Origin of the sequence: Segatella baroniae B14 (assembly GCF_022024235.1) — a bacterium.
In the GTDB taxonomy this organism is placed as follows: Bacteria; Bacteroidota; Bacteroidia; order Bacteroidales; family Bacteroidaceae; genus Prevotella; species Prevotella bryantii.
Genome location: NZ_CP091799.1, coordinates 937,742 through 952,022 on the forward strand (window position 1 = coordinate 937,742; position 14,281 = coordinate 952,022).

At 38.4% G+C, this 14,281-nt stretch carries 14 protein-coding genes; 8 read left to right on the plus strand and 6 right to left on the minus strand.

Annotation, left to right across the window (positions count from 1 at the left end; translation table 11 throughout):
- The first annotated feature begins 146 nt into the window (after positions 1-146).
- Positions 147-737: a DUF6088 family protein gene (locus tag L6469_RS03930; RefSeq protein WP_006282568.1), complete on the plus strand. Its 591-nt coding sequence runs from the start codon at positions 147-149 to the stop codon at positions 735-737.
- Complete coding sequence (locus tag L6469_RS03935) at positions 734-1,747, plus strand: nucleotidyl transferase AbiEii/AbiGii toxin family protein (RefSeq protein WP_006282569.1); 1,014 nt, start codon at positions 734-736, stop codon at positions 1,745-1,747. Before L6469_RS03930 ends, L6469_RS03935 begins: the two co-directional genes overlap by 4 nt.
- Positions 1,748-2,990: 1,243 nt before the next feature.
- Here the strand turns inward: L6469_RS03935 and L6469_RS03940 are convergent.
- The 6 genes from L6469_RS03940 to L6469_RS03965 form a co-directional block, all read right to left on the minus strand.
- Positions 2,991-3,494, minus strand: coding sequence for a hypothetical protein (locus L6469_RS03940; protein ID WP_006282570.1), 504 nt, complete (start codon positions 3,492-3,494; stop codon positions 2,991-2,993).
- A 93-nt stretch (positions 3,495-3,587) separates the two neighbouring features.
- Positions 3,588-3,926 carry a hypothetical protein gene (locus L6469_RS03945; RefSeq protein WP_006282571.1) on the minus strand — a complete coding sequence of 113 codons (339 nt, stop codon included), beginning with the start codon at positions 3,924-3,926 and terminating at the stop codon, positions 3,588-3,590.
- 2 nt (positions 3,927-3,928) lie between these two features.
- Complete coding sequence (locus L6469_RS03950) at positions 3,929-4,687, minus strand: ParA family protein (RefSeq protein WP_006282572.1); 759 nt, start codon at positions 4,685-4,687, stop codon at positions 3,929-3,931.
- Between the two features lie 165 nt (positions 4,688-4,852).
- Positions 4,853-5,260, minus strand: a complete 408-nt coding sequence (locus L6469_RS03955) for a hypothetical protein (RefSeq protein ID WP_006282573.1) — start codon at positions 5,258-5,260, stop codon at positions 4,853-4,855.
- A gap of 60 nt (positions 5,261-5,320) precedes the next feature.
- Complete coding sequence (locus tag L6469_RS03960) at positions 5,321-5,908, minus strand: hypothetical protein (RefSeq protein ID WP_039870498.1); 588 nt, start codon at positions 5,906-5,908, stop codon at positions 5,321-5,323.
- Positions 5,909-5,927: 19 nt separating this feature from the next.
- Positions 5,928-6,278, minus strand: coding sequence for a hypothetical protein (locus L6469_RS03965; protein WP_039870501.1), 351 nt, complete (start codon positions 6,276-6,278; stop codon positions 5,928-5,930).
- A gap of 1,455 nt (positions 6,279-7,733) precedes the next feature.
- Between L6469_RS03965 and L6469_RS03970 the strand changes: the two genes are divergently transcribed.
- The 6 genes from L6469_RS03970 to L6469_RS03995 all read left to right on the plus strand — a co-directional run bounded on the left by L6469_RS03970 (position 7,734) and on the right by L6469_RS03995 (position 14,279).
- Positions 7,734-8,339, plus strand: coding sequence for a hypothetical protein (locus L6469_RS03970; protein WP_006282575.1), 606 nt, complete (start codon positions 7,734-7,736; stop codon positions 8,337-8,339).
- A gap of 32 nt (positions 8,340-8,371) precedes the next feature.
- Positions 8,372-9,424, plus strand: coding sequence for a tyrosine-type recombinase/integrase (locus L6469_RS03975; RefSeq protein WP_223918693.1), 1,053 nt, complete (start codon positions 8,372-8,374; stop codon positions 9,422-9,424).
- Positions 9,425-9,658: 234 nt separating this feature from the next.
- Entirely contained in the window at positions 9,659-10,423 is a 765-nt protein-coding gene (locus L6469_RS03980; RefSeq protein ID WP_006282577.1) for a type IV toxin-antitoxin system AbiEi family antitoxin, read from the plus strand.
- Positions 10,416-11,336 carry a nucleotidyl transferase AbiEii/AbiGii toxin family protein gene (locus L6469_RS03985; RefSeq protein WP_006282578.1) on the plus strand — a complete coding sequence of 307 codons (921 nt, stop codon included), beginning with the start codon at positions 10,416-10,418 and terminating at the stop codon, positions 11,334-11,336. Before L6469_RS03980 ends, L6469_RS03985 begins: the two co-directional genes overlap by 8 nt.
- A gap of 22 nt (positions 11,337-11,358) precedes the next feature.
- A complete protein-coding gene (locus tag L6469_RS03990; protein ID WP_006282579.1) occupies positions 11,359-12,222 on the plus strand; it encodes a putative phage abortive infection protein in 864 nt (287 codons plus the stop codon).
- A 137-nt stretch (positions 12,223-12,359) separates the two neighbouring features.
- Positions 12,360-14,279: a DUF262 domain-containing protein gene (locus tag L6469_RS03995; RefSeq protein WP_006282580.1), complete on the plus strand. Its 1,920-nt coding sequence runs from the start codon at positions 12,360-12,362 to the stop codon at positions 14,277-14,279.
- Positions 14,280-14,281: the final 2 nt, after the last annotated feature.

Consider the following 14,281-nt stretch of genomic DNA (forward strand, 5'->3'; position numbering starts at 1 on the left):
TAAATGGCAATTTAAGTTGAATGTAAATGTCATCTTTCATATTCTTATATGTTATTTTGTCCGAAATTCTTAAAGTTTTTCGGACTTTTCTTGTAAAATCATGAAATAATGTGTATCTTTGCATCGCAATTATACACTACAACATCATGTCGAACGTATTAACAAAGCAAATTAGAGAACGAATTGTATCGCAAGGAGAGAATTCCTTGTATATGGTTCGTGATTTCGCCGACTTGAATAATGACGGATTGGTTACTCGTGCTTTGTCGCGTTTGGAAAAAGATGGTATGCTAATACGTATATCACAAGGTATTTATCTATATCCTCAACGAAATCGTTTCGGAATCTTAAAACCAAACATTGATGAGATTGCAGCTGCTATTGCACAGAAGGACAAGGCTCGTATTATCCCATCTGGTCTTACTGCTCTGAATAAGCTTGGACTTTCTACTCAGGTTACAATGAATGCTGTATACCTTACGGACGCTTCTGCACGAGAAATCAAGATTGGCAATAGAACTATTGTTTTCAAACGAAGTGCACCAAGAAACTTTGCCTACAAAACAGATATATTCCCTCTTGTAGTTGGTGCCATGAAAGAAATAGGCGAGGCCAATCTGACAGAAAATCAACTTAGTATAATAAAAGAAACCATAAACAGATGTGAAGACAAAGAGGCTATCATGTATGATTACAATATAGCCCCTGGTTGGATCAGAAAAAAACTCAAAATATGACACCTTGGACGAAACTCTCCGCTGAGGAACGTAAGACTATCCTCACAAACATAGCAGATGAAAAAGGTATTGTAGAAAATGCTGTCGAGAAAGACTATTGGGTAAGTATGGTTTTGAAAAGCATATTTTCATTACCATACTCTGATGCGTTAGTCTTCAAAGGAGGCACAAGTCTTAGTAAAGGGTGGAATTTAATAGAACGCTTTTCGGAAGACATTGACCTCGCAATTGACCGCAAATTCTTGGGATTTGATGAAGTATTAAACAAGTCTCAACGCACGAAACTACGCAAAGAATCAAAGAAGTTCATTTGTAACACATTGGCAAATGATATTGAATCAAAGCTTAAAGAATATGGTATACTTGACGAATGTAAAATTATCGTCCCGGAAACACCCATAAGTGATCTCGATCCAGTAGTTTTGTTTGTTGAATACAACTCTGTTCTCAGCCAAACAATAAACTATATTCCAGAAAGAGTAAAGATAGAAATAAGCTGTCGTTCTTTAATAGAACCATTTGAAAAGATTGCTATGCGTTCAATGATAGAGGACGCATACCCCAATGAGGATTTCGTTATGCCAATGGTGGATATTCCAACTGTATTGCCTGGCAGGACATTCTTGGAAAAAATCTTCTTATTACACGAAGAATTCACAAGACCTGGTGGATGTACTCATCTTGAACGACTCACACGACACATGTATGACATCGTAAAGATGATGGATAAGACCTTTGCATCCGATGCAATGAATAACCCCGATATGTATAATGAGATAGTTACACATCGAAAGACATTCACAGCATGGAGTGGATTAGATTATGCTACTCATAATCCACAGACCATAAGCTTTGTGCCACCTACAGAAATAGATTCAATTCTGCGTAATGACTACGAACAGATGAAATATGGATTTATTTATAAAGATGCTCCAGAATATGACTTCTTAATAGAGAAGCTCAAAGAATTACAACAGAAATTCAGGGAATTATCATGGTCAAAGCAATAACACTAGGACTTGACCATAAACAAAAAGGCAATAAAAAACACCATATTTTGCTCTGATTATTAACTATTTAAATTTTGATATTTCAGAAAAAATCATTATATTTGCATATAGAAATAATAGTATTTGCATTAAAAGTATAAGCTTGTATGGAGGATCTCATTTCTGTACTTATCGTAGTCGGCGTCTTCTATGTTTTGTCTGGCATCCTCAAAGGTCTTTGGGGCGGTTGGACAAAGAACGATTATAGACGTGACCGATAAACTCTGACTCAATAATTGATTCGTTGGAGCTTACAGAACAAGGTACATTCCTTTCCCTCTTTTATAAATAGGTCTATCCAAAGTGATAGGCCTTTCTTTTTTCCATTATAAGGGCGGGAGACAAAATAATGATAAAGCAGCCAGACTCGAACATAAACAGAATGACCTTCAGACAAAACAGAAAGCAAAATACTGACGGAAGCGTATAGTTTCCTTCAGTATCATGATTTCATGTATGAAGATCTTTCCGTTCGAGTCCTTTGACAGAGTGTATTTCCTGTATTAGTCATGCTTTGCTGACCAAGAAAGGAAAGTCTCTATGGCAAACTGCCTTTTCATGCTTTGTCTGGCGAGGGCAACGATTATAAATATGAATTGACAGCTATGTAGCTCTATAATGACAAGCATACTCCTACGTATGCGCAAAAAAGGGAGGGTGCAATATGTCTGCCAGAGCAAACGTAAAGGACGGACTTGAAGACAGAACGGCAGCATCAGTGGCTCTGACACCGATCCTGACTTGATGGCGGCGAGTTGGTCCGGTTTGCTCCTTTAGGCAAGAGTGTCTTGACTCTCACGTCACGCTACGCTGACATGAATATCAAGACTCTCAAATTGTCTAAACAGGCATACTGCTTGGTGTGGGGCGAAGCATTTTAACTTAAAGAGAAGACATAACTCCATAGAATGTGATCATGTAAGGTTCACTTACTCGGGAGGAATGATTATATCCTTAAAGGTGTAAGTTTGAAGCAGATAAGGTCGGCTTCTATCTTACACCCTACTCTCTCGAAACTCATGTATCATTGTATTCGTGTTTACACGTACACATTTATACATGTAGTTACGTTTATATTGATACACGTCCACACGTTTACGTTAATACTTGTATCAACGTTTACTTGTGGACGTGAGTACATCAGCGCATGAAAAAAACACCATCAAGAGAACTCTCTTGGTGGTGTTTTTTCGTTTCCTGCGCCTTAATAGACGAAGGAGTAGTTGATATTGAAGCAAGAGTCTGAAATTTTGACCGTGGTTACTACCAGGGACTTGTCTGGTGTTGTAAAGCAATACTGAAGTGTTGTCTTATCAGAACTGACAAACGTATAATGTTCCGAAAGATAGTCTATGATGACAGAACTGTTTATGCACAGTTCCGTGTCTATGACAGAATAGAGCTGACCACTGAGCGCGGAGAAACTATACAGGATTCCCACATTTCCATTGCTGGCAGAATAAGCCAGTTGAATGTGGTCTGAACCGGAGGTCTCTGCCGAAAGCTGGTAATCCGTCATCGAAGAATCCATATAAGCCTTGACTTCTTCAACTGTTGCGTTTCTTACATGGAACGGTTCTACCCATTCTTTCATAACTTGTTCCTGCTTTTCTTCAGGAATAAGGTCGTCGTCATCACCACAAGAACTGAAAAACACTGGAACTGCCATCAGAAACAAAAGGATGGCAAGATAATTAAACTTTTTCATTGATTGAATATTATTAAGTTTGACAATAGATACATGTTTTAACGTACACTTGTTTACAAGTATTCATGTGTACATATATACATGTTTTAATGTTTACATGACATCTGTCACGCCTTTATGCTTGATTTTACGCACTTTACCATTCTTTGACTCATAAGTAGCAATCCCCTGGCGCATCATGTATTCCATCAATGCACGAATTGTAAAACCCTCCTTATGAGCGATGGCTTGTACCTTTTCTACAAGTTCCACAGAGCAGATGAACGAGAAGTGCTTCCAAGGTTCATCAGAACCATTTTGCCTGTCAGGAACCTGTGAAGCAACAGCTCTTTCCGCATTTACGATTTCTGAACTTGACGGAACAGATTCTGGTCTGACTATATCTTCACCCATGATATTACTGAGCAAAGCATCCATATTCTTTTTTGCCATGGTTATACGATATTCAGGTGGTTTATTAATTCATTGGTGAGTTCAAGATAATCCTTGGCTCCGTTTGAGTTCGGCTCATATTCAAATATGCTCTTACCACTTCCGGCAGACTCTGCTAGGGATATATTCTCTCGGATGATAGTATGAAAAGTTATGTCCGCATATCGGTTTTTCAAAGCCTCGGCAACAACCTTGTTCAACTTGCGGTGATTGTATCTCGTGATGAATACGCCGTTCAGTTTGACCGATGGCTTTATCACCTGAAGTGATGAAACGAATGAATCAAGCATCTTCATGCCTTTCAGCGGCAATAGTTCCGGAGTCATCGGAACAAGAATCTCGTCAGCAGCAAGGAAAGCATTGGTTGTGACTATCCCAAGAGATGGAGGGCAATCTATCAGAATGAAATCGTAATGAGATTTGACACTGGTCAGTGCTCGGGTAAGCAGCAATTCACGTGCAAGCATATTGGTCATGGCAATTTCTGCGCTTGCCATTTCCAAGGATGAAGGAACGATGTCAAGGTTCGGCTTGACATTGATTATTGGTAAAGAAGCATCATGAATCAGGGTGTCAAAGATGCTTGTTTCAAGGTTGTCGGCATTCTGAACATAGTAAAGCGTCAGATTACTCTGTCCATCAAGGTCAACCAACAGGACCTTGTAGCCTTTCATGGCTAAACATGCTCCAATCGAGGCGGTCGAAGTACTCTTTCCTATCCCACCCTTGAAGTTCGCCAATGTAATAATTTTCTGCAACATAACTATTTATGTTTTTAATGTTTGTAACTACGTTTACACGTCCATAGGTAAACATGTACACATATAAACGTGTAAAAACGTGTGCAAAGATAAAGGCTTGTTCTCTTGCATGAGCAATGGAATCTTTATAGTAAAGCAACTCTAAAGTCCATAGTAAAGAATCTGCTATAGAATGACAGTTTTCATGTGATATTTCTCTGTTACTTTGGCGTCATATTCCTGCTTGCTCATTCCTCCAGACTCAATGAGAGAGTCAAGAACACCGCCAAGTTCATCAAAAGCTATATCTACTCGTTTCTCTTCAAGTTTGCCGTCTTTCTCGAAATAGATACGATAGTAGTCGCAGCCTTCATCAAGCGCTACGTAAACATTGCCTTGAAAAAGAAAACCATCAACATTCAGTATGAGGGCTGCCATTGTAAAATCATAACCATTGATGTTCCGAACAATCTGTTTGGCTGAAAGTCTGGATATGCCCCAACTGCCGATTACATCAGGTGCTGTCGTAACGACCAGTTGCATCCATATTGTGTTGACCACTTGTCTTACATGTTCTTTTGATAAAGTTTCCATATCTGATTTGTTTTGCGTGAAGGCACGAGCCGCATTGACCACGTGCCCTCACTTGTTTGGTTATTCAAATGTAAATGGATGGATGTAGTAATAGGTATCATCATTCTCGTACTCATACCCGTTGATGAAATCCACCATTTCTTCGTTAGTTCGTTCTCCCTGCTCTATGCCTGTCTTTGACGTCCATTCCAGGATTGCATCCTCTATGGTATTGTAAACGTCTTCACAAACATCATCGAATGGCTCTCCTGAAGAACTTACGCAACACTCCTCGGGGAAGAATGAACCTTCATCATGGACATAGAAGACATCACAACCACATTCACACACTCTGTATGAGATAGAAAGGTCGTCACCAAGAGCATGGTTAATCTCTTCAAATAATTCATTGCAGGCGTCCCATGATGTCTCTGTATCAAATGAAAGAAGATAACTGTCTTTGGCTGGGTCTTCCTCATATTCTGCCCAATAGATGTGACCACGAACACTGATTTGCTTTGCTTCGTAGTCGATACCGTAATGCTCAGCCAACTGGTAAAGCCAAACATTTTTTGAATTGACGTTCATACCCTGAAGGGTAGCCCAAAGGTTGCTCACGGCTTTGCGAGAGCCTGTCACCTTATAATTCGTTGTTGCAGGATTTGACATATTACTAATATTTTTAAGTTTACCATTCAGTATAATAACTCTGGTCATTGTCCTCACACTCTTTTGACCATTCTTCTTCAGTGTACTCGGCATGAAGACAATCATCACTGCAGTAGTATGCTGCTCCCATATCTACGCAATAGCCTTCACGCATCAGTCTGCCACACTCTGAGCAACGTCTGCAGGTCCTGTCCGTGTCCCACCAATAGTCTGTGAAAGACTCTGCAATCACGTCCTCACTTGTATTTTCGTCCCACTTGTCAAGATAGAAAGTAGCGAACTTTATCAGTTCTTCCTCTGTGTAAAGTTCCTTGTCTGTACCGCTAACCGCTTTGGTCAGTCTGGTCAAAATGGATTCAATTGTTGTCATGTCGTTCTTTTTTTATTTCCCTTCTGTAGATTCTTCTACTTCTGGGATTGATTAAAAATTATGTTGACTCACAAAGGTGATTGTTCAAGCAATGCAAGAAGTCATTAAGAAATACTACCCGAAGGTGTGGAGATTTCTTAATGAACCGAAGGCTTGTTCTTGCATGGTCGCAAGAATAATCATGTACCTTTGCAACAGAATTTTATCAATCCAATGAAGTAGATACGTAAGCTCTATTGCCATAGCACACGAACAACCAGTCCATTACAGCTGACTATAATGGACTATCTATAATGCTTTCAAAAGAAGATAGGGTTGGGAGAAAGTATGTCTGCTTTGCAACAAGAAAGGACGGACTGTAAGCAATATGTCTAGATCAGTGGCATTGACACCGAAGCAGGCATGGAAGTGAACAGTTGGTCCTAGTTGCATCTTTAGGCAAAAGTGTCTTGGCACTCTGATCACGCTTTGCTGACATGAATGACAAGACTCAAAACTTGACTAAACAAACATACTGGGAAAAGGGAAATAGTATAGGTTAAAATCATGGAATATAAGAAAGCAATTTTGCCTTGAAAAGAGATAATTTTGACCACTTACTTCTGCGTGCAGAAATGCGAAAAGACGTTATATCATAATGAATCATATCATCTAATTTATATATGTCTCTTCAAGTCGGTATGGTCAATCCCATTTTAAATATACATTGACCATACTAAACATATAAAAATAAGAGGATAAAGATGGTTATGACGCCAATATCAACGAGTTATAACCAACGATGATTTGACTACAGTTCATAAACATTTTCACCAACACTTCGTGAGGGGTAATTCCTATGGTTTTAGACCTCATTTTACCCTTCTTTTGAAGGCAAAAATCGATGATTTATCGACTTTTGAAAAGGTCGTTTTTATTGAATTGTTAAACAAACAACCATTGACAAATGAAATCAACCATTTGGAATGAAAAATTACCACGTTACAAATTTTGGACTCTTGATTATTTGCAATTAAATTTGTATATTTGCCAATGGGAATCCAAATAAAGTCCTCATTTGGTCACCCGAAGGCAAAACACTGTCTGATATAAGAAATGCAATTTAATGATTATCAGTTTGTTACACGCATGAATTAAATATTCTGCGTCGGAAAATAAACATTCTGCGTGGGAAAATAGGTTGTAACTCGTTGATTATTAGATAGTTATAATGTTTTATTAGAGTATTTTAACAAATACGGTAACTGTCTAATTATCAGCTGTTTGCAAAAATCTGCAAATAAAAATTATCACATTCTACGGTAGAAAGTACGAAAAATGGGGGTAAAAATCTGCAAATATCCGATACTCATTTTGAGGGTAGTTGTCACCTGATATTTGCAGATTTTTGTAGATGTTTGCATTGCACTAATTTCATTATATTATCATGCCTGCACTAAAGCAGGTTTTGATAATATGATATACAACAACAAGAAACACTTCTACGATCCATACGATAGTTTGGACGCAGAATGGAAAGCAAGAATCTCTCATGAGATGCTTTCTGTAAGAGAAGCGGCTCATCTCTCTGGATTCAGTCGCCAGTACATTAACAAACTCATTGCAAACGGCATCATTGATGCAAAAAAGAACAACGATGGGAACTATGTAATAGCATGGATAAAGTTCGTCAGATGGTTCTCGGCTCTTCCAATTACACCAACCTCCCCTATCGGTTATGCCAGTTACTCTTTGAAAGAGCTGATGCGCTACACGGGCATGAGCAGATGCTGGTTACTTAAGTTTGCGACACGTAATTCTATTCCTTCATACTATGTTGGTATGTATCGTCGTTTCTGCAAGTCAGCCTGTGAAGAAGCATGGAAACGTGAATCTATAGCACTGAAGCGTTGGCTTATCATTGAAGAAGCCTGCGCACTCTTCGATATTGATGAGGAAGTCATCTTTGCTCTTGCCGCCCTACATAAGATAAGAGTGAAAAGACTGAATAAAAGCCAGGGTTATAATAAGGCAGATATACTGTCCGTCGTGAAGAAAGGAGGTAAATTATGTCACGAGTGATTCTAAAGTACAGAAATATTTCACAGGGTAAAATGAAATCCATCTACCTGGAGTTTAATCCTGCTATTCATGACATAAAGGGCAATAGCATAAGATACGAATGCTTGAATTTGGAAATATACACCAATCCGGAGAATAGCCATCAGTTCAAGCACAATAGATCCGTAGAGGAGATTGCAGAAACAATTAGATGTGAAAGGTATCTGCAGCTGGTTCGTCACGACTACAGTTTCTTGGCTAAGGCCAGGCTTGACGAGGACTTTTTAGAGTATTTCAGATTGAATGGTGATTGTCATGGTGCAAAATATCAAAGCAGCCGACTTCATTTTGAGAGATTTTGCAAGGGACAATGCAAGTTTAGGGACATCAATGCCAGTCTCTGCGAGCGGTTCCGTCTTTACCTGCTTCGTGCCAAGGGGTTGCAGCACACCAAGAAAAAGCTATCCAAGAACTCTGCAAGTGCATATTTTAATGCATTCCTTAGCATTGTCCATTTTGCCTATAGGGACAATATTCTTTCTGAAGACTACACCACATGCATAGAAAAGATAAAATGGAACCATGACATTCCAAAGGAATACTTATCGAGTGCAGAAATCAAGCAGTTGGCAAGTACACCATATGATGATAATCCAGATGTGTATAGGGCTGGCATGTTTTCCATCTATACAGGATTAAGAAGGAGTGACATCCTTGCTCTCAGATGGGAGAACATACATCATGACCGTGGACGAAAAGCATATATCAGGTTCCGTATCAAAAAAACGAGAACATTGATTCAATTGCCTTTGTCTCTTCCTGCCATAAGGGTATTAGGGGATCCGAAATCTGAAGGAAAGATATTCCCCATGATAACAGAAAGCATCCTTACAATACATATCCCCAGATGGGTCAGCAAGGCTAGAATCCGCAAGCACATCACCTTCCATTGCTTCCGGCACACTTTTGCTATGCAGTTGTTAGACAAAGGGGTAGACATTTATACCATCGCTGCACTTCTCGGACACAAGCAGGTGTCAAGCACACAGAACTATGCCAAGATGTCTTCGAAGAAAATGATTGAAGCTATAGTGAAAATGGAATAGCAACCTAATAATCATTATAGATTCGGCAATAACAAGCCATATTGCCGAATCTATATACCAATTAGTTCAGACGTTTTTTATGTTTGACCTGCTGATAATGCCAATTCCAACAAGTTTTTTTTGCATAAAACTAAAGTAAAACTATAGAAAAACGCATTATTTTCAACCAAATGTTTGGTTATATCCTAAAAAAATTATATCTTTGCGGTTGAAATATTCAACGTATTATAAAATATGGCTATAGAAACGAAGAGCAAAATCAACTCATTACTAATGAATATACTCCCTGGAGGAATACTATTTTCCGAGGGACTAAAGAAGCAGGGGTATTCTGATCAGTTGATGAAGCAGTACCGTAAATCTGGCTGGCTGACATCCTTGTCTAAGGGGGTGATGTATCGTAGCGGAGATTCTCTATCAGCATTGGCGGCTTTAGCAAGTTGCCAGGAGCAAACTGGTAAACAGTATCGTGTAGCAGCCCACTCTGCTCTTGAACTTTCTGGTTATTACCATTTTGTACCAATGGGGAAACCTCAACTTATGGTTGCTAGCAATGAGCCAAGAACTCCTCAATGGGCAAAAAGTGATTTGTTTGATATGACAATAGAGTTTTTTACGACATCGGCTTTCGGCCTAATCCAGAAACAAGCAATAAAGCAAAATAATTATACCGTACAAGCATCTTCACCTGAACTTGCTTTCATGGAATGTCTTCTATTGGCCCCAAATAGATATAGCTTCATGGATTTATATTACATCATGGAGCAATTAACAGCACTTCGCCCAGCCAAAGTTCAGCAATTGCTTGAAACGACGAATAACATGACTGTCAAAAGAATGTTTCTTTATATGGCAGAAAAGGCTAATTATCCTTGGTATCAAGCTATTGATGTTGGCCGAATAAACCTTGGCACTTCTAAAATACAATTGTGCAAAGGTGGTGTCTATGTCTCAAAATACAAAATAACAATTCCAAGAGAATTAGCAGAATATGAATAAACAAGATATACAATCAAGTGTTTATGCTCAGAAGGTTGACCTTCTGTTGCGGCTTTTACCTTTGGTTATGGAGGAAAAGGTTTTTGCTGTACACGGAGGAACGGCAATCAATCTGTTCCTAAGGAATCTGCCTAGGTATTCAGTTGACATTGATCTCACTTATATTCCCTTAGCAGACCGTAAGAAAAGTATTGATGACATTAACTTCCATCTGAAATCGATTAGCGAGAAAGCACGTAAAGCATTCCCTGGTATGCACATCATTCCAAACTATGATACTTGTAAATTGCTATGCGAATATCGAGGCAAACAAGTCAAGGTTGAGGTTAACCAAACAAAACGAGGTATCGTAGGTGGTGAGTTAATGCATCTTCCATTATGCGAAAAGGCTCAGGATGAGTTCCAAGTATATTGTATCGCTGACATTGTTCCTATTTCACTACTCTATGGAGGTAAGGTTGCAGCTGCACTCTCACGTCAACATCCACGAGACCTATTCGATGTAAAGTACATGACAATTCCGCTGAAGGATTGCCGTGAAGGTCTCATTTTCTGTTTACTTGGCAGTGACCGTCCCATTCATGAATCGTTTGCTCCGACTCTTATTGATCAGCATGAGGCTCTTGCCAATCAATTTGTTGGTATGACCGATACTCCATTTTCATACGAAGAATTTGAAGAAACTCGTACCAAACTAATATCTGACGTTAAAAACATCATAACAGATGCAGACCGCCACTTCCTGGTCAGCTTTGAATATGGTGCCCCAGAATGGGACAACTATGAGTTTGCACATTTCAAAGACTATCCATCTGTCAAATGGAAACTTCTCAATCTCCAGAAACTGGCTGAACAGAATCCTGAGAAGTTGAAAATAGAAGCAGAGAAATTAAACAGAATATTATGGAAATAATTATTATTAATTCACTTTGAATATGGCAAACAACAACAAAGAAACAAAAAGCAATTATAGAACTATTGCGATTTGTGTATCAATCATAACAATCATCATTTGGGCTCTTTCATTTTTACTATTTACAACGAACTGGGACAAGGAAGAGCGAGGAACTTTTGGAGACATGTTTGGAGCAGTAAATGCATTATTTTCCGGATTAGCTTTTGCTGGACTTATTGTCACACTAATTATGCAACATGAAGAACTTGGCCTTCAACGGAAGGAATTGGCACAAACAAATGATGAACTCGCGGCACAAAGAGAAGAATTTGTTGCCCAAACAAAGACAATGAAAATACAGCGATTCGAAAACACACTTTTTAATATGCTTTCCTTGCAACAAGGCATAGTATATAGTCTTGACTATATTCCACAAGACGGTGCAGACCCGAATCCTGAATCTAGAGGGAAATACGTATTTGACGTATTCTACAATAAAAAGATCACAAAATTCCAATATGGTAATGAACAGCAAATAATGGGTATAAAAGGACTAATTCAAGCAGAAAATGATATCCAAGCATACCGTCGTGTCAGTGAGATTTCTATTTTTGATAGCTATTTCCGCCATCTATATAGAATTTTCAAATACATTGATGAATCACAACTAATAGATGACACAGAGCGATATAGCTATTCATGCATTGTTCGTGCACAACTATCAGATTATGAATTGTTATTACTATTTTATAATGCACTCACCATTGATGACAATGGCGCCTTTAAATTTAAGCATTTAATTGAAAAATATGCAATTTTCAACAACATTAGAGAATCCATGCTTGCAAGGCAGCATGAAGACTATATACTTTATCATGGTGGAGCATATATACACCAAATTTAAAAGTTGGTAATCTCTAAAAGAAAGAACATGTATAACTTTCTCCGTTTATTCATATATTTATAAACGACTAATTTTCAGGCACGAGCAACACTTTAAGTTGGAACTATTTTGTAAAAAAAAGAAAAACAACAAATAATATGGCAACAAATAATATAGAATTAAGAAGCATCCGTTCCCTATCAGGATTCAACTTCTACATACCAGACTATCAACGTGGTTATAGATGGTCTGATGGCCAGGTCAAGCAGATGCTCAATGACTTTAAGGAGTTCTGTAAACGGATTGATAATAAGCAGTTAAAGGCAGGAGAATTCTATTGTCTGCAACCTATTGTTGTCAAGAAAAGGACATGGACAGATACTGATGGTGGGCAGACTGTGACAACAGTCGGATATGAAGTAATCGACGGACAGCAACGTCTTACTACACTTTACATCATTCTGAAGAGCGTTGAACAGGTATGCCAAATTCTATATCCCCAGTTCAAGTTTTATAGCATCAAGTATGAGACCCGACTTGAATATGATTCGCAAAACTATCTCCAGAATATCAATACAAGTACAGCACAAGCTGACGAGTTTATTGATTTTTACTATATGAAATTAGTACATGATGCTGTTACATCATGGTTTGAAAGTAATCCTGACGACAAGTTGAAAATTGCTCGCGCATTATTAGAACAATCTATCGATTTAGACACAAATATTGATAATGAGAATAATATTCGGGTTATATGGTATGAAGTCATGGATGAGGAATCTGCCACCTCAATAGACATCTTTACTCGTCTAAACATTGGAAAGATTCCTTTGACCAATGCCGAACTGATAAAGGCACTTTTGCTTCGTCGGGGAAATTTTGTAGATACAGATGTTACAATGAAGCAGTTGCAGATTGCTACCGAGTGGAACCGTATAGAGCAAAAGTTACAGGATGATTCATTCTGGTATTTCCTGTACAGGACTGACAACCCTTTCATCTACGAGAACCGTATCGAGTTTATCTTTGACCTGATGAAAAACAGGACAAAGGACTCAGAGTTCTACCATACATTTAATGAGTTCAATAAAGATTTTGAAATGCTTCAGACAGATAAGGAGCATTATCGCAATGACCAGGCTCGCATAGACAAGATATGGGATGGAGTCAAGGAAGTTTTCCAAAGTTTCGAGGAATGGTTTGAGGACAGAACCCTCTACCATTACATTGGTTTCTTAATTGAATACAAATCTGACATCAAGAAGCTCATGAATGCGTCCACTTCCATGAACAAGAAACAATTCCTAGACGTATTCATAAAGAACGAAATTTCAGAAAAGATTGCCGGTATAAACCTTGATGACTTATCATTTAATGACAGTAAGGGGAACGTCAGGAAGATACTACTATTGTTTAACATCCTTACTGTTCTCCAAGACAAAAAATCAGATTTGCGATTCCCGTTTAACAAATACAAAGTTGAAAAATGGGATATTGAACACGTCTGTTCACAAACGGACAAGCTAATTACTGACGAGAATCAGAGAAGACTTTGGATCACTGACATGTTTGAATACTTTGTAGGGAGTTCTTCAAAAAAAGCTATTGATGAATATATAGAAAACTTGAAGTTGCAGATTGCGCAGACTGATGAAAGTTCAGATATTCAAGAAAAAGCCAAACTTCTCTCACTTCGGTCTGAGCTTGATGTTATTGAAACTATCAATGGCTTGTCCATGACAGAAGACAAGATTAATGACTCTGAATTTGATGAAGCTTTCAAGAAGGTTCAGGCATATTTCCAAGAGGATAAAATTACTGATAAGGACAGTATCGCCAATTTAGCGTTGCTTGACCAAGAAACCAATCGCAGCTATGGGAATGCCTACTTCCCTGTTAAGCGTAAGCGGATTATATCCAATGATAAGATGGGTATATTTGTCCCTATTGCCACAAAGAATCTCTTTTTGAAATATTACTCACGAAAGAGTAATAGTCTAATGTCCTGGCAAGAATCAGATGCAGATGATTATCTTGACAGTATTAAATCACTTATTATCCCTTTCACTAAAGCTTAGAA